The organism is Streptomyces sp. CB01635 (genome assembly GCF_002803065.1).
In the GTDB taxonomy this organism is placed as follows: Bacteria; Actinomycetota; Actinomycetes; order Streptomycetales; family Streptomycetaceae; genus Streptomyces.
Map to the genome: position 1 here is coordinate 1 of NZ_NNBL01000010.1, position 15,075 is coordinate 15,075.

The 15,075-nt window shown below is 69.8% G+C and carries 15 protein-coding genes and 1 pseudogene; 3 read left to right on the forward strand and 13 right to left on the reverse strand.

The window, feature by feature from the left end:
• Positions 1–139 precede the first annotated feature (139 nt).
• The 4 genes from CG723_RS24235 to CG723_RS24250 are packed head-to-tail and all read right to left on the reverse strand — an operon-like array spanning position 140 to position 3,798.
• Positions 140–802, reverse strand: a complete 663-nt coding sequence (locus tag CG723_RS24235) for a response regulator (RefSeq protein ID WP_100595580.1) — start codon at positions 800–802, stop codon at positions 140–142.
• Positions 799–2,061, reverse strand: a complete 1,263-nt coding sequence (locus tag CG723_RS24240) for a sensor histidine kinase (protein WP_234374490.1) — start codon at positions 2,059–2,061, stop codon at positions 799–801. Before CG723_RS24240 ends, CG723_RS24235 begins: the two co-directional genes overlap by 4 nt.
• A gap of 37 nt (positions 2,062–2,098) precedes the next feature.
• The gene (locus CG723_RS24245; protein ID WP_100595581.1) at positions 2,099–2,872 is read right to left on the reverse strand and encodes an ABC transporter permease; all 774 of its coding nucleotides are present in this window, start codon (positions 2,870–2,872) and stop codon (positions 2,099–2,101) included.
• The gene (locus CG723_RS24250; protein WP_100595582.1) at positions 2,869–3,798 is read right to left on the reverse strand and encodes an ABC transporter ATP-binding protein; all 930 of its coding nucleotides are present in this window, start codon (positions 3,796–3,798) and stop codon (positions 2,869–2,871) included. The genes CG723_RS24245 and CG723_RS24250 overlap by 4 nt, the downstream gene beginning before the upstream one ends.
• 104 nt (positions 3,799–3,902) lie before the next feature.
• Between CG723_RS24250 and CG723_RS24255 the strand changes: the two genes are divergently transcribed.
• Positions 3,903–4,475, forward strand: a complete 573-nt coding sequence (locus CG723_RS24255) for a GNAT family N-acetyltransferase (RefSeq protein WP_100595583.1) — start codon at positions 3,903–3,905, stop codon at positions 4,473–4,475.
• On the opposite strand, the gene CG723_RS24260 is transcribed toward CG723_RS24255, so the two are convergent.
• The 9 genes and pseudogenes from CG723_RS24260 to CG723_RS24300 form a co-directional block, all read right to left on the reverse strand.
• Positions 4,472–6,037: a type IV secretory system conjugative DNA transfer family protein gene (locus CG723_RS24260; protein WP_234374491.1), complete on the reverse strand. Its 1,566-nt coding sequence runs from the start codon at positions 6,035–6,037 to the stop codon at positions 4,472–4,474. The two genes, CG723_RS24255 and CG723_RS24260, sit on opposite strands and share 4 nt — an antisense overlap.
• 75 nt (positions 6,038–6,112) lie before the next feature.
• The gene (locus tag CG723_RS24265; RefSeq protein WP_100595584.1) at positions 6,113–7,543 is read right to left on the reverse strand and encodes an ATP-binding protein; all 1,431 of its coding nucleotides are present in this window, start codon (positions 7,541–7,543) and stop codon (positions 6,113–6,115) included.
• Positions 7,544–7,558: 15 nt separating this feature from the next.
• Positions 7,559–9,118 carry an SCO6880 family protein gene (locus CG723_RS24270; protein ID WP_100595585.1) on the reverse strand — a complete coding sequence of 520 codons (1,560 nt, stop codon included), beginning with the start codon at positions 9,116–9,118 and terminating at the stop codon, positions 7,559–7,561.
• Positions 9,115–10,461: a hypothetical protein gene (locus CG723_RS24275; RefSeq protein WP_100595586.1), complete on the reverse strand. Its 1,347-nt coding sequence runs from the start codon at positions 10,459–10,461 to the stop codon at positions 9,115–9,117. Before CG723_RS24275 ends, CG723_RS24270 begins: the two co-directional genes overlap by 4 nt.
• Entirely contained in the window at positions 10,451–11,260 is an 810-nt protein-coding gene (locus tag CG723_RS24280; protein WP_100595587.1) for a hypothetical protein, read from the reverse strand. The genes CG723_RS24275 and CG723_RS24280 overlap by 11 nt, the downstream gene beginning before the upstream one ends.
• Before the next feature lie 143 nt (positions 11,261–11,403).
• Positions 11,404–11,712, reverse strand: a complete 309-nt coding sequence (locus tag CG723_RS24285; RefSeq protein WP_100595588.1) for a hypothetical protein — start codon at positions 11,710–11,712, stop codon at positions 11,404–11,406.
• Positions 11,713–12,086: 374 nt separating this feature from the next.
• On the reverse strand, positions 12,087–12,311 hold the full coding sequence (locus CG723_RS24290; protein WP_100595589.1) for a DUF397 domain-containing protein: 225 nt from the start codon (positions 12,309–12,311) through the stop codon (positions 12,087–12,089).
• A complete protein-coding gene (locus CG723_RS24295) occupies positions 12,304–12,489 on the reverse strand; it encodes a DUF397 domain-containing protein (RefSeq protein WP_100595771.1) in 186 nt (61 codons plus the stop codon). The genes CG723_RS24290 and CG723_RS24295 overlap by 8 nt, the downstream gene beginning before the upstream one ends.
• 11 nt (positions 12,490–12,500) lie before the next feature.
• A pseudogene (locus CG723_RS24300) lies at positions 12,501–13,346 on the reverse strand (helix-turn-helix domain-containing protein).
• Between the two features lie 92 nt (positions 13,347–13,438).
• Between CG723_RS24300 and CG723_RS24305 the strand changes: the two are divergent.
• Together CG723_RS24305 and CG723_RS24310 are read left to right on the forward strand one after the other, a co-directional pair.
• A complete protein-coding gene (locus tag CG723_RS24305; RefSeq protein ID WP_100595590.1) occupies positions 13,439–13,900 on the forward strand; it encodes an ATP-binding protein in 462 nt (153 codons plus the stop codon).
• Positions 13,901–13,936: 36 nt separating this feature from the next.
• Positions 13,937–14,959, forward strand: a complete 1,023-nt coding sequence (locus CG723_RS24310; protein WP_100595772.1) for a C40 family peptidase — start codon at positions 13,937–13,939, stop codon at positions 14,957–14,959.
• The last annotated feature ends 116 nt before the right edge of the window (positions 14,960–15,075 follow it).

Consider the following 15,075-nt stretch of genomic DNA (forward strand, 5'->3'; position numbering starts at 1 on the left):
CGCCGATGGTACTGCAGGGGGGACCCTGTGGGAGAGTAGGACGCCGCCGAACTAATTTTGATAAAAAACCTCATTCCCCGAGTGAAAACTCGGGGAATGAGGCTTTTTTGCGTTCCCGGCCATAAAGCGAGCCACAGATTCAGGCCGGCTCCACCAGCTTCGCGTCGTACGCCACGATCACCGCCTGCACCCGGTCTCTGGCGCCCGTCTTTGCCAGGATGCGACTCACATGGGTCTTCACCGTCGACTCGGCCAGGTGCAGGCGTGCGGCGATCTCCGAATTGGTCCAGCCCTGGGCGATGACCGTGAGGATCTCGCGTTCCCGCTCCGTGAGGGCGGCGATGCGCGGGTCGGGGCCCTGGGGTGCGTTCGTGGCCGGCAAGTGCTGGACGTACGCGTCCAGGAGACGGCGCGTCAGGCTCGGGGCGACCACCGCGTCGCCCGTCGCGACCGCCCGGATCCCGGAGAGGAGTTCCTCCGGCAGCGCGTCCTTGACGAGGAAGCCGGACGCTCCCGCGCGCAGGCCGTCGTACGCGTACTCGTCGAGGTCGAACGTCGTGAGGATCAGGACCCGGGTGCGGGCGCCGGACGCGACGATGCGGCGCGTGGCCTCGATGCCGTCGAGGCCCGGCATGCGGATGTCCATCAGGACGACGTCCGGGTGGAGGCGTGCCGTGAGGCGGACCGCCTCGGCGCCGTCGCCCGCCTCGCCGGCGATGGTCAGGTCGTCCTGGCTCTCCAGCAGCATGCGGAAGCCGAAGCGCTGCATGGGCTGGTCGTCGACGATGAGCACGCTGGTCACGGGGAGGGTTCCTTCGGGAGGTGGAGATGGACGCGCCAGCCGCCCGGGGGCGTGGGCAGCGGGCCTGCCTCAAGTGTGCCGTCGTAGAGGGCAGTTCGCTCGCGCATGCCGGTCAGGCCGCGTCCCGCGCCCGGCTCCGGTGAGCGGCCTCCGCGGCCCGTGTCCGTGATGCTGACGCGCACCCCGTCGTCCCCGTACGTGACGTCGACGGCCGCGGAGGCGCCGGGACCGGCGTGCTTGAGCGTATTGGTGAGCGCCTCCTGCACGACGCGGTACACCGTCAGTTCCTTTCCAGGGGCGAGGGAGCCTGGGCTGCCGCGCAGCGCGAGGCGTACGGGCAGGCCGGCCGCGCGCACTCCGTCGACCAGCTGGTCCAGGTCCGTGAGTGCCGGCTGGGGGGCCAACTCGGCTGTGGGCACGCTCTCTTCGCGCAGGACGTCGAGCAGACGGCGCAGTTCCGCGAGGGCCTGGCGGCTCGTCGTCGCGATGGCCTCCAGGGCCTGCCCGGCGCGCTCGGGGCTCTTGACCGCCGCGTAGGAACCGCCGTCGGCGAGGCCCGTGATGACGGAGAGGTTGTGGCCGATGATGTCGTGCATCTCGCGTGCGATGCGGGTGCGTTCCGCAGCCGCGGCGAGCTGGGCCTGCTGGTCGCGCTCGATCTCCAGGCGGCGGGCGCGCTCGACGAGGGACGACGTGTACTCCTGGCGGCTGCGGACCGCGATGCCGAGCAGTGCCACCAGGGTGATGGCCCACACCTGCGGGACGATCTGCTGGTCCCAACTGCCCTTCGGATAGCGGGCGACGCCCACGACGACCGGTGCGATCGTCAGCGCGCAGGCGGCGGCAAGGAGCTTGAGGGGGCGGCGCAGCGAGACGTTGAACACGACGATGAGCTGGACCAGCGCCGCCTGGAGCAGGGCGCCCGTCCAGCTGTTCACGACACCTGCCGCCACCATCACCGCGAGGGCCGTCATCGGGCGCGTGCGGCGCCACAGCAGGGGCACGGTCAGAGCGAGGCTCAGGCACAGGATCAGCGGGCCCGGTACGTCGGTGTTGTGGGCGATGTTGCGCCAGCCGCCGCCCGCGTAGTCGATGACGGCGGCGGTGACGAAGAAGCCCGTCAGGTGCAGATCCCAGACGAGCGGGCGGCGCCGGTCGAAGGCGCGCACCCGCTCGGTGAGCCGCTGGACGTATGCGGTGAGGGGGAAGGGGGCCCGCTCGGGCCCCTGGGTCCTGTCGTCCGTCACCTCGTCCGTCACCGCTTCATCCTCGTACGGGAGAGGGTTCCGCGGGGCGTCATACGTCGCGGCGCCTGAGAAGCAGGGCCGCGGCCGTGAGGACCGCGGCGGCCCACAGGGTCAGGGAGAGGAGCCCCATGGCGGGCGAGACCGCGTCGGTGAGTCGGGTGGCGGAGCCGAGGGATTCGGCGGACTGGGTCGGGAAGTAGTTGACGGCCCTGTCCACGGCGTCGTACGGGAGCATGCCGAGGATCTCGGGGAGGATCATCACGCCGCCGACGAAGGCGCCGATCGCGGCCGGGACCGAGCGGAGCAGGCCGCCGAGACCGAGGGCGATCAGGCTCATCAGGGTGATGCCGGCGGCGTTGCCCGCGAGGGCGCCGAGGACGCCCGCGTCGGTGAGCGAGGTCGCCTTGTCGCCGTCGGAGAGCCAGATCTGTGCGACGAGGAACGTGACCACGTTCGTCACGAAGCTCAGGGCGAACGCGACGGCCGCGAACACGCCGGCCTTGGACCACAGCACGGGCAGCCGGCGCGGGACCGCCGTCAGCGAGGCGCGGATCATCCCCGTCGAGTACTCGCTCGCCGTGACCAGGATGCCGAGGACGGCGACGCAGATCTGCGAGAGCTGGGTGCCGAGGAGGACGAAGACGACGGTGTCGATCTCGGAGTCGTCGCCGTCGTACGTCGAGCCCATGGTGACGCCGACAGCGAGGACGAGGGCGCTCGCGACGGCGAAGGTGATCCACGTGGAGCGCAGGGTCCAGAACTTGTGCCACTCGGAGCGCAGCACACGGGGTGCGGTGACGCGGTAGGGGACTGCGGTGGTCATGCTGCTGCTCCTGTCAGGGCGGTGGCCTGGTACTCGACCGAGTCGTGGGTGAGGTCCATGAAGGCCTGCTCCAGCGAGGCGGTCTGCGGGGTGAGTTCGAAGAGGGGGATGCCGTGCGTGGCGGCGGTGCGGCCGATGTCCGGGGCGTCGGTGCCGCGGACGTGCAGGGTGTCGGGGGACTCCCCGGTGACGTCGACGCCGGGGGCGCCGGACAGGAGCTCGCGCAGGCGTACGGCTTCGGGCGTGACGACCTTGACGTAGGCCGCGCCTGACTCGCGTACGAGTTCGGAGACGGTGGTGTCGGCGAGGAGGCGGCCGCGGCCGATGATGATGAGGTGGTCCGCGGTCAGGGCCGTCTCGCTCATCAGGTGCGAGGAGACGAGGACCGTACGGCCCTCCGCGGCAAGGGACTTGAGGAGGTTGCGGACCCACAGGACGCCCTCCGGGTCGAGGCCGTTGACCGGTTCGTCCAGGATGACGGTGGCCGGGTCGGCGATGAGCGCGGCCGCGATGCCCAGGCGCTGGCCCATGCCGAGGGAGAAGCCCTTCACGCGCTTTCCCGCCACCTCGGTGAGGCCGGTGAGCGCGAGGACGTGGTCGACGCGGGAGCGCGGCACGCCGTGCGTGTGGGCGAGCGCCATCAGGTGGTGGAACGCGGTGCGGCCCGGGTGGATCGAGCGGGCCTCCAGGAGGGCGCCGACCTCGTGCAGTGGCGCGGCGTGTGCGGCGTAGGCGCGGCCGCCGACGGTGGCGCGGCCCGAGGTGGGGGCGTCGAGGCCGAGGAGCATGCGCATGGTGGTGGACTTGCCGGCGCCGTTCGGGCCGAGGAAGCCGGTGACGGTGCCCGGGTTGACCGTGAAGGTGAGGTCCTGGACGACGGTCTTGTCGCCGTAGCGTTTGGTGAGTCCGTGTGCCCTGATCGTCATGCTTCGAAGGTAGAAAAAGGGGCGGGGACGGGGCGTCCGACCGCGGTCCGGAGCTGCGGAAAACGCGTAGTACCCCGGTACGACGGTCCCGTAGGGTCCGCCCCATGGAGCCTGCCGAGGAGTACGTCGTACGGCCTGTCCGGTCACAGGAGTGGGAGGCGGTGCGGGAGATACGGCTCGCGTCCCTGCGCGATCCGGCGGCGCCGATCGCCTTCCTGGAGACGTACGAGACCGCGCTCGCGCGGCCCGAGGAGTTCTGGCGGGACCGGGCCGGGCGGTTCGAACTCGACGGTTCCGGACACCAGTTCGTCGCCGAGGGAGCGGACGGCCGGTGGTGGGGGTCCGTGACCGTGCGGGTGGAGGAGGCCGGGGCGCCGCTCGCGTTCGGCGAGACGAGCGACGTGCGGCAGGCGCATCTCGTCGGCGTGTACGTGCGGCCCGAGCACCGGGGGAGCGGCGTGACCGAGGCGCTGTTCCTGGCGGCCGTGGAGTGGGCGCGCTCGCTGGAGGGCCTGGAGCGGGTGCGGCTGTACGTGCACGAGGACAACGCGCGGGCGCGGGCGTTCTACCGGCGGTTCGGCTTCGTCCCCAGTGGTGCGCGCGTGGCGGTGCCGTCGGACCCGTCGAAGTGCGAGTACGAGATGGTGCTGGAGGGATCCGGGGGCAACAAGGCCTAGGGAGCCGGGAGGTCGGCGTGTGGCCAGCGGGCCCGGCCCTGTTCCCGGGAGCGGAGGAGGGCCAGGGTCGGCAGACCCCGGTCCGCTCCGGTGGACAGCAGCTCCGGCAGCTGGGGAAGCGGAGCCACCGCGGCGACATCGTCGAGGACGAGCGCCATTGGTGGGTCGAGCCGACCGGCAGATGACCGTTCGGCCATGCGCCGGCCGTGCTCGACCACGCTTGAGGCGAGGGCCGTGAGGAGGGGCATCGCGCCCGGGTCCGCCTTGGGATCCTCGATGGCTTCACCCACCACATAAAGCGTGCCCCCTTCATTCACGAAGGAATCCAGGGTGAGCGCATCAGTTCGGTTTGGGGTGCAGGCCTCGCGGATGTGGACCGAGAACAGCGAGGACAGAGCGCGCGCCGTCAACTCCTGTGCTATGTCCCGGCGTTCGAGATGGGAGGTGAGCGCGGCCTCCAGCTCGCCCGCGGCGCCGGCCGCGGCCTTCGGGCTGGTACGCAGAATGCGTACGGCCTCCTGGACCTGACTGCCCTGCGCCCAGCGGTGCACGTGCCGGAAGGGCTTCGCGTCCACGGCGGCGGCGTGCAGAAAGCTCCGCAGCAGCGTCTCCGCCGTGTCGGCGGTGGCCATGTCGAGTTTGGCGGCAGGCCGGATCGGGGCCAGGAGCGCGGCTGCCCGGGACGCGGCCGTGGGCTTGTCCTCGCAGCCCTGCGCCGGGTTCCAGTGGAGGCGGGCCGGGGTGTCGCACAGGTGGGTGGGGTCGTAGACGAGGACGGGGCCGAGCTTCGACCGGGCGTCCTTGGTCTCGGCCCAGACACTCGCCGACGACGTGACGACGAGGACGGGACCCTCGGCGTCCCGGATGGCCTGAATGGCCCGGGGAGCCCGGGTCTCGGCGGGGCCGAGGACGACGGGGCCGCGGGGCGCGGGGACGGCCATGGGGGCGGCGGCCGGGGTGACGGGACTCGCGAGGTGCTCGAGGTGCTCGCGGTGCTGGTCGTGTACGGGGCGCTGGTCGTGCTGGACGTGCGCGTGACGGTCAGGGGGTTCCGCCCCAGCTGCCGGGACGACCTCCGAGACTGTGGCCCGGGGAGCGGGCGTGACCGCAGGCGCCGGTTCGGCCGGCGGAGCGGCAGCGGTCTCCGCCCGGCCCCTCCGCCGTACGGCCCGCCACCGCGCCACCGTCCCCGCGACGAACACCGCGAGCACGATCAGCACGAGCACCTGGCCGATGAACAGGCCCCAGAACAGCCCGTACCCGGAGAGCTGCCCGTCGGGGGTGTCCGGCCACGCGCCCGGCAGGTCGTGCGGGCGGCCGATGAGGGAGCGCATCGCCACCGGCGTATGGCGGATCGTCACGCCGTCCGGCCAGGCGCCCTTGGAGAACAGACCCGACAGGCCCGTCGCCGTCCACACCATGACGGTCATGCCGAGCAGGAACGCGAGCACGCCGAGGAGCAGCCCGTCGGGAACGCCGCGTTCCCGTTCCCGCGGGGCGGGGCCACCACGGCCCCGCTCCCCGTACCTGTCGTCCCGCTCGTAGGCGTCGTCCCGCCGCATCCCGCTCTCGCTCTCGCCGAGCCCCACCAGTAACTGAGGCCACAGACCTCAGGCTCAGGCCTCAGACCTCAGGTCTCAGGCCACCGTCGACTCCGACGAGTCTTTGTACCGGTCGCCCATGTGCTGTTCCACGAACGCGGCCGCCCGTTCCTCCGCCTCCAGGTCGGCGGCGCGCATCGCGTCGTCGTCACCGAGCGTCTCGGCGGAGGACTCCGTCATGGCGCGGTCGGTGAAGACCAGGGGCCGTTCCGTCTCGGTGATGAGGTGCTTCACGACCTGGACGTTCCCGTTCACGTCCCAGACCGCGATGCCCGGCGTCAGCGAGGGGATGATCTCCACGGCCCAGCGTGGCAGGCCGAGTACGAGACCGGTGGCCCGTGCCTCGTCGGCCTTCTGGGCGTAGATGGTCCTGGTCGACGCCATCTTCAGGATCGCGGCCGCCTCCTTGGCCGCGGCCCCGTCCACCACGTCACTGAGGTGGTGGACGACCGCCACGAACGACAGACCGAGCCGCCGCCCGAACTTCAGGAGCCGCTGGAACAGCTGCGCCACGAAGGGCGAGTTGATGATGTGCCACGCCTCCTCCACCAGGAAGATGCGCTTCTTGCGGTCCGGCCGGATCCAGGTGTGCTCCAGCCACACGCCCACGATCGCCATGAGGATCGGCATGGCGATGGAGTTGCGGTCGATGTGGGAGAGGTCGAAGACGATCAGCGGCGCGTCGAGGTCGATGCCGACCGTCGTCGGACCGTCGAACATGCCGCGCAGGTCACCGTCCACGAGCCGGTCGATGACGAGGGCGACATCAAGTCCCCACGCCCGTACGTCGTCTATGGCCACGTTCATCGCTTCCGCCGACTCGGGTTCCGGGTGGCGGAGCTGCTCGACGATGTCGGTCAGGACGGGCTGGCGGTCGACGATGGTCTCGTTGACGTAGGCGTGCGCGACCTTGAGGGCGAAGCCGGAGCGCTCGTCGAGGCCGTGCCCCATGGCGACCTCGATGATCGTCCGGAGCAGGGCGAGCTGGCCGGTCGTCGTGATCGCCGGGTCGAGCGGGTTGAGCCGGATCCCCATGTCCAGAGCGGCCGTGGGGTCGAGCCGGATGGGAGTTATACCCAGCTCCTGGGCGATGAGGTTCCATTCGCCGACCCCGTCCTCACCCTGCGCGTCGAGGACGACGACCTGGCGGTCCTTGAACCTCAGCTGCCGCAGGACGTACGTCTTCTCCAGCGCGGACTTGCCGTTGCCGGATTCTCCGAGGACCAGCCAGTGCGGGGCGGGCAGCTGCTGCCCGTACAGCTGGAAGGGGTCGTAGATGTAGCCCTTGCCGGAGTAGACCTCGCGGCCGATGATGACGCCCGAGTCGCCGAGGCCGGGGGCGGCCGTCGGCAGATAGACCGCCTGGGCCTGGCCCGTCGACGTACGCACAGGGAGCCGGGTCGTCTCCACCTTCCCGAACAGGAAGGAGGTGAAGGCGTCCGTGGCCATGGACAGCGGATCCCGCATCTCAGAGCCCTGCCTCTACCGTCGGATGCCGGTCGCGAACGGCAATGTGTTGACGAAGGCCCGGTGGTGCTCGCGGTCGCACCACTCCAGCTTCAGATAGGACTTGCCGGCGGAGGCGCGGATCGTGCGCTTGTCGCGCGCGAGGCTCTCCGGGGAGCGGGAGGAGACGGTGATGTAGCCGACGAGGTTGACCCCGGCCGCGCCGCTCGCGAGGTCCTCGCCGCGCTGGTCGAGACGGGTGTTGGCGGCGACGTCGCGCGGGTCGACGGTCCGGTTCATCTTGGCGGCGCGGCTGGCGTCCGCCTCGTCGTTCGTCTTCTCGGTGAGCATCCGCTCGATGGCGACCTCGGTGGGTTCCAGGTCCATCGTGACGGCCACGGTGCGGATGACGTCGGGGGTGTGGACGAGGAGCGGCGCCAGGAAGTTCACGCCGACCGGCGTCATCGGCCACTCCTTCACCCAGGCGGTGGCGTGGCACCAGGGCGCGCGCGTGGACGACTCACGCGTCTTGGCCTGGAGATAGGTCGGCTCCATCGCGTCCAGCTCGGCCGGCCAGGCGTTGCGCTTGGTCATGGCCTGAATGTGGTCGATCGGATGGTCCGGGTCGTACATGGAGTGCACGAGCGAGGCGAGCCGCCCCTGCCCGAGCGGCTGCCGCACCCGGATGTCGGCCTCCTGGAGGCGCGAGCAGATGTCGGTCAGCTCGCGCGCCATGACGACCGCGAGCCCGGCGTCCCGGTCGACCTTGCGGCCGCTGTGCGGACGGGCCGCGCGCGCCATGGCGTGCGCCTCGGCGGCCAGCTCGCGCGTGAAGTGCATGCAGGCCACGAGGTAGGCGCGGTGCTGTTCGCTGCTCGTCGACACCATCGACTGGAGCTGGTTGTACGACTGCTGCAGCCAGCCCGGCGTGCGGTCGTCACCGCGCACGGCGACGTCCTTGGCGTGCGCGTCGGGGTCGGCGGGGAGCGTGCGGGCGAGCATCTGCAGCCGCGTGACGAACCCGTCCCCGTTCGCGACGTGCTTCAGGAGCGTCCCGAACCGGTCGACCAGCGCCTCCTGGTCCTCGCTGTCCCGCAGCCCGACACCCGGGCCCTCGATCTCGATGGCGGCGGTGACGGTCCGCCGGTCGGCGTGCAGCAGCACGGCGATCTCGTCCGGCCCGAACGGCGCGGCCAGCCAGGTCAGCCGGCCGATGCCCGGTGGCGGCCCGATCTCCACCTCGCGCCCGTCGAGCCGCACCCCCGCGTCCATGGCCCGCGACCGGTACGTCGTGCCGCGCTTCAGCTGCCGCCTGTAACTGCGGTTGATCTCGAACCACTTGTAGAAGGTGCGGTGCTTGTACGGGATGTAGACGGCCGCGAGCGCGATCAGCGGGAAGCCCAGGAGCAGCATGATGCGCAGGGACAGGGCGGGGACGAGAAGCCCGCACATCATGCCCAGGAAAGCGCCCCCGATGATGAGGGCGATCTCGCCGGTCTCGCGGTTCCTGCCGACGATGGCGTTCGGCCGGGCACGGCCGATCAGATACGTACGGCGGGGCGTGACCGATGGGGACACATGGGACTGGGTCGTCAACGCCCTGCACCTCCTTGCCGATTGCTGTTGCCGGTGTTCCCGCCGTTACGCGTATTGCGCGCGTGCGGCGTGTTCGTGGGACTCGTACGGGGCGGAGGTGCGGCGGAGGGGACAGATCCGCCGCCACCGCCACTGCCCCCGGAGGAGGGGCGTGTGCTGTGTGCGGCCACGCCTCCCGACACGGGGTTCGCGGGGCGGGCCCGGGACTGGCCGCCACCGCTGCCGCCGCCACCGTCCGCACGGGCGCTGTGCGTCTTGATGCCCTGCGAGACGAGTGCGGCGGGTGAACTGATGACTGCGGCGGCCTTGTTCTCGGCGCCGCGCATGATGCGGTTGTTACGGCCGTTGGCGATCTCGTCGCCGAAGCCGGGTACGAAGCGGTAGATCATGCCGCTGGCGAAGATCGCGAGCAGCACGATGGCGAGACCGGAGACGACGGCGGCGAGGGAGTCCGGCCCTTCCGACCCGGACAACGCGCCGGCCAGCCCGAGCACGATGACAATCACCGGTTTCACCAGGATCACGGCGATCATCACGCCGGCCCAGCGGCGCACGTGTCCCCACAGGTTCTTGTCGACGAGCCCTGCGTAGACGACGACCCCGAGCAGAGCGCCCACGTACAGCAGCACGGCCCGCAGATACAGCTCCAGGTACAGCACGCCCGCGGCGAGGATCGACACCAGCGAGACGACGATCAGCATGATCGGCCCGCCCCCTATGTCGTCGCCCTTCTTCAGCGCACCGGAGAACGTCCCGAAGAACGCGTCCGTCTGGTCACCAGTGGCTTTCGCCAGTACGTCCGACACTCCGTCCGTCGCCGATACGACGGTGTAGAGGATCAGCGGCGTGAACGCGGACGCGATGACCGTGAGCCAGAGGAACCCGATGGCCTCGGAGAGGGCGGTACCGAGGGGGACTCCCCGGACGGCCCTCTTGGCCACGGCGAGCAGCCACAGCAGCAACGTGAGAATCGCCGACGCCGCGAACACGATGGCGTACTGCTGGAGGAACTTCGGGTTGGTGAAGTCGACGTCGGCGGTCTGCTTGATGGACTTGCTGAGCATGTCCACGGTCCAGGACGCGGCGTCGGCACAGCCTCTTGCGAGGCTGGACAGGGGGTCGAGGGGGTTGGTGGTGCCGGGGGGTGTGGCGGGGGTGCCGCCGCCGGATCCTCCGTCGCTGCGTTCGCAGTATTTCCTGGCGGGACCAGCGATCAGTCCGCAAGGGTCGTCCTTCTTGGGGTCTGGGGCCGCGAAGGCACGCGTGGCCAACAGAATGCCCGTGGTTTGGGCCGTTGCCACAAGGGCGGTGAGCTTCAGCAGGCGGCGCGGATTATCGGGCATAAGTGAACCCTCCGAAGTCCTTGACCGCGCCGCCGATCTCGTCGGCTCCGGAGACAGGGTTGTCGCCGTTGACCGGGGTGGGGCCCGTCTTCTGCTGGGTGTCCAGGACCTTCCAGTCCCCGTCCCACTTGAGCTTCATGGTCACCGTGAACCAGCTGCTCGTCACAGGGTTGGTGGAGCTCTCGCCGGTGCGACCGAACAGGCCGTTGCACCAGACTTCGACGGTCGCGTTGCTGTCGCTGTAGCTGCTGACCTTGGCGCCTGCGGGCAGGGTTCGGTTCACGAAGGTGCTGCCGGACGGAGCACTGCCGTCCGAGTTGAGGCCGATCTTCTTCAGGAAGGCCTGCGAGTAGTCGGCATCGAAGCCCGACTGAAGCCGCTCGAGAGCGCTGGAGTCGGTGATGTTCTGCACGATCTCGTGTCGCCGAGACTCGTTGAACATCCCGTCAGAACCCAGAGACACCGCGTAATTGGCAGCGGCCGACTGAACGCCCTGCTCGTCATGCGCGAACCCCGAAGCAACCGGCTTCGTTCCGGTTGCCGCCGTCGCGGACGCGCCCGGCTTCTTGGCGTCGCCGTCTCCCGAAGAGGACTCGTCCCCGCCACGATTCGCGAAGGCGATAGCCGCGATGAGGAGCACCACCACCCCGACCACCGTGATGAGGCTGCGCGATGACGACCTGGCAGGTCTGCGCCCGTCGCCGTATCCGTCGCCCGGCCCGCCCTCCGGCAGGCGCGTGCGGGTCTGGCCCGTGCCGCCGTAGAGGCCGTCGTCGTCGTTGCCGTCGCCCGGACTCATCCCGCGTACGCCCCCTCAGGCTCGTGCTGAACCGCCACGTACGACGGTAGCCGCGCTGCTTTCCGCGCGGGCGCGGTGTGGTGACTCGACATCAGGGAGTTGCAACCTCAGTGCAGATGAGACCGGAGCGGGCGGAACAGGGGCTAGATCGCCATGCCGTACACGATGGTGAAGAGCGTGCCGAGTGAGCCGATGATGAATACGCCGGTCAGGCCCGCGACGATGAGGCCCTTGCCCTGCTCGGCGCTGAATGTGTCGCGCAGGGCCGTCGCGCCGATCCGTTGCTTGGCCGCACCCCAGATCGCGATGCCCAGGCACAGCAGGATCGCCACCGCCATGACGACCTCGACCATGACCTGGGCTTCCTTGCCGAGGTTCTGGAATGGGCCCCAGTCGGGGGCGATCCCGCCGATGATGGTGTCGATGTTGCCCTTGCCGGCTGCCAGCAGCATGTGTAACTCACCGCCCCATGTGGGTAGTTCTGTCGCCCCCGCCGCAGCGCAGAGGTCAGGCCCATTCTTGCCCAGATCGCCGCGGATGCCTGCCGACTTGGCGCCATTCCTTGGCTGAGTTCGTACGGCGGAACGTGTTTGCGTATACGAACCGACGTATGGTCACTCTGTGTATCACGGAGAGTCACCTGGGGCAATGAACGTCCGGCCTGCGCCGTGACCTGTCGAGTGACGATTCGTTGGCCACTTTTCCGCTGCGCGGCGCCTGCGGATTGTGGGGTGACTGGCAGATTCGGGCCGGGCTCGGCGGGGCCGCCCGCCTCTGACCTGCGGTCACCGAACGCTCCCGGTGCCCGAATCCGCCAATCCCGTGGCTACGGGCTCTGCTGGTCGGCGTCCTCGACGAAGTGGTCGAACTCGCCTGCCTGGACGCCGAGTACGAAGGCGTCCCACTTCCTCTGCGTAGTCGTGACGACGGTCTCGGGGGCGGAGGTCTCGCGCAGATGCACGAGGTCGTCCGGGCCGAAAGCGATCTCGATCCAGGGGCCAGGCCCGTCGGCCCCTTCGGGGGCGGCCCGCTCCCAGCGCAGGTCAGACATGAGGCTTCGCCTTGAGCGCCTGGAGGAGGGCGGCGAAGGCGCTGGGGGCGGTGCTGAGTATCGCTCTGCTGGGGTCGGCGCTCTCGGTGACGTGCACTGCGCCGGTGTCCTTGGCGACGTGCACGCAGGAGTTGCCCTCTGCGCAGTAAGACGACTTCTGCCAGTTCAGATCTGTCACCTTGGGCTCCTTCACAGGTCGTGGACGACGGAGTGGATGAAGTCCTGCGACTTCGCGGGTGGGAGCGAGGCCGCCTCCATCCGGTCGAGCAGTACGCGGTACTTGTGCAGCTGTGCCTCGGCGTCGAGGAAGACCGGGCCGTGCGACTGGTCAAGGTTCACGGTGTCGAGGTGGGGCACGGAGCCCTCGGAGTAGTAGATCGACTGTCCGGAACCGGCCAGGACCCCGGTGTCGAACGGGATGACACCGATCGCGATGTGCTCGCGCTCGTTCATGTCCAGCAGGTGCTTGAGCTGTGCGCGGGTCACGTCACGACCCCCGAGCTTCATCCGCAGGGCCGCCTCATGGATGAAGACCTGCTGTGGGACCGGGGACTCCTGGAAGAGGACGGCCTGCCGCTTGATCCGGAACGAGACCCGGTGCTCGACGTCGGGTGGTGGGAGCTGAGGGACGCTCTGGCGGAAGACCTCGCGGGCGTACTCGATCGTCTGGAACAGGCCGGGGATGTGTACCGTCACGGCCGAGCGCAGGCGCATCGAGTTGCATTCGAGTTCGGCGAGATCCAGAAGAGTGCCGGGCAGGATGTCGCGCTACTCCTCCCACCAGCCGCGCTTCCGGTCGCCGGTCATTCCCGCGATGGCGTCGACGAGGGCCGTGTCGGAGCAGTCGTACTGGGCCGCCAGCGTGCGTACGCGTTCCGCGCTCACCCCGACCCGGCCCGTCTCCATGTTGCTGACCTGTGCCTGCTTCATGCCGAGCTGCTGGGCCGCCGCCGTCGAGCTCAGGCCTGCTCGCTCGCGGAGCTTGCGCAGCTCGGTGCCGAGCCGGAGTTGACGGCCCGTCGGGTTGGTCCTCACGGTCCTAGCTCCTCTGTCCTGCAGAGTCACTCACAGGAGTGGTCATTCATCGTCACTGGGCACCCAACTCCCCACGCCAACCGGAGACTTCCATGGCCACGGTAACCCCGCCCCCCTGGACCTACGCCCTCCATCTGCCCCACGACCCCCGTGCCCCCGGCATCGCTCGCGCCGCCCTGCGCGTCATCCTCGACGCGCACGGGCTCGCCGACCTCCGTGACGACGCCGAGCTGCTCGCCTCGGAACTCCTCACCAACGCCCACCTCCACACCACCGGCGCGTACGGTCTGCGCCTCGCGCCCCGTTCGCCCGGCGGGGTCCGCGTGTCCGTGTGGGACTCCAGCCCCGAGATCCCTCCCGGGTTCCACGCGGGAGGGATCTCGGCCGACGCGGCGCAATCCGGCCGCGGGTTGCACCTCGTGCGGGCCTGCGCCGACGCCTGGGGCGCGTACTCCCTCGGTACGGCCCGTCGAGGCAAGCTGTTGTGGGCCGAGTGCCGAAACGAGCCAACCGCATCGACTCGCCTCGTATCGCCACACCCGCATCTAAACTGACGCGGTGGACTTCGGGGCGGCGAGGGGCGGTTGACGGTGCGTAAGGCGTGGGTCGTCGGGGGTGCGCTCGCCGCCGGGGGGACCGGGTTCGTGACGCTGCTCGTCATCGGTACGTTCATGGCCGCCGGCTCTCTCGCGAGCGGGGTCGGCAAGGGGGCCGTGGGGCTCGCCAAGGGCGCCGTGCCCTCCGCGTACCAGTCGATCGTGCAGGAGTGGGGGAACCTCTGCCCCGCGATCAATCCGGCGCTGCTCGCCGCTCAGCTGTATCAGGAGAGCGGGTTCAACCCGAACGCGAAGAGTCCCGCGAAGGCGCTCGGCATAGCGCAGTTCATCCCGGGGACGTGGGCCGCGCACGGGGTCGACGGTGACGGGGACGGGGACCGGGACATCTGGGATCCGAAGGACGCCATTCCGTCCGCGGCCTCGTACGACTGCTCGCTCGCGAAGTACGTGAAGGACGCGCCGGGCAATCAGACCGAGAACATGCTCGCCGCTTACAACGCGGGCGCGTACGCCGTCATCAAGTACGGAGGCGTACCGCCGTACCGAGAGACGCAGAACTACGTGAAGACGATCACGAACCTGGAGAAGAGCTTCGCGCGGCCGGTCGGGCGTGTGCAGCCGTCGCAGCAGGCGGCGGGCGCCATCTACTACGCGCAGAAGAAGCTCGGGACCGAGTACCTGTGGGGCGGGAACGGGACCGCCGATCAGGGCGGCCGGTTCGACTGCTCGGGGCTGACGCTCGCCGCGTACCGGGAGGTCGGGATCGAGCTGCCGCGGGTCGCGAACGACCAGTACAACGCCGGGCCGCATCCCAAGCGGGACGAGCTGCTGCCGGGGGACCTCGTCTTCTTCTCGGACGACCTCACCGACAGCCGCGCGATCCGGCACGTCGGGATCTATGTGGGCGGCGGCTACATGATCGACGCGCCGCGGCCGGGTGCCGTGATCCGGTTCGACCCGGTCGACACACCCGACTATTTCGGGGCGACGCGGGTGACCGAGGATGGTGCGAAGGCGGTGCCGAGCGAGAGGCCGACCGGGAACTCCGAAGTGTGACATGGCCGGAACTCTCCGTTAGGGCCCTGCCCTGAGCTGCGGCTTCGTGTCTCTCTTCGATAACGTCTGCGTGATCATTCGGTGGAGTGCGGAACGAAGGACAGGGGACCGTGCGT